Origin of the sequence: Pseudomonas sp. SB113, from assembly GCF_040754745.1 — a bacterium.
GTDB classification, from domain to species: domain Bacteria; phylum Pseudomonadota; class Gammaproteobacteria; order Pseudomonadales; family Pseudomonadaceae; genus Aquipseudomonas; species Aquipseudomonas grimontii.
In genome coordinates this window covers 1-556 of the sequence record NZ_JBFMHW010000092.1, presented here as the reverse complement: position 1 = coordinate 556, position 556 = coordinate 1, and the positions used below count along the sequence as shown (strand labels likewise).

The 556-nt window shown below is 54.3% G+C and carries 2 protein-coding genes; one reads left to right on the top strand and one right to left on the bottom strand.

Annotated elements, in window-relative coordinates:
• Nucleotides 1–203 (top strand): hypothetical protein (locus AB1462_RS31575; RefSeq protein WP_367249001.1); only part of this gene is annotated, 203 nt, incomplete at its 5' end.
• Here the strand turns inward: AB1462_RS31575 and AB1462_RS31570 are convergent.
• A partial coding sequence (locus tag AB1462_RS31570) for a Gfo/Idh/MocA family oxidoreductase (protein WP_367249000.1) occupies nt 200–556 on the bottom strand: 357 nt, incomplete at its 5' end. The genes AB1462_RS31575 and AB1462_RS31570 overlap by 4 nt on opposite strands.

The following is a 556-nucleotide window of genomic DNA, read 5'->3' as shown; positions in this document are numbered from 1 at the left end:
AGCCATATCTTTTCTCTCCACTAAGCAGGCTGCCAGGACCCATCAAGGCGTTCCGGCGGCAGCCCCTGTCTCAGAAATTACGCAAGGGGCACGATTGCACGCGCAGCCCTTACGGCATTGCGGCGTATATAAGAAGAGGCATTGCGACACGCAAGCGCTTCAAAGCATGTCCAACAAAGGAAAAACCCGTTCCTGAAAACTAGACGGCTTCCCAACCATCCTTATCGCCAGCGCGGAATATCGCGTCGATCAACCTCTGGTTCAAGACTGACTCCTCAAGACTGAAAACACGCTGGTTTTCGCCGGACGCCGCGCGCGCGAAAGCCTCGACTTCAAGTCTATATTGGTTTGTCGCCGGAAAGCGGAAAATCTGCGCTTCGGAATGATTCTGATTGTGCAGTTCGACGCGGTGATGATCGTAAAGACCGGCATTGAACGGCGAGGCCACCTCGATAAAACCCTTGTCGCCATGAAACGCCATTGTCTGGCGCGCAGCCAATTGCGTCGACAGGTAAAAGGACAGCTCGAAATCGCCGAAATCGGCACGGATCGAGGA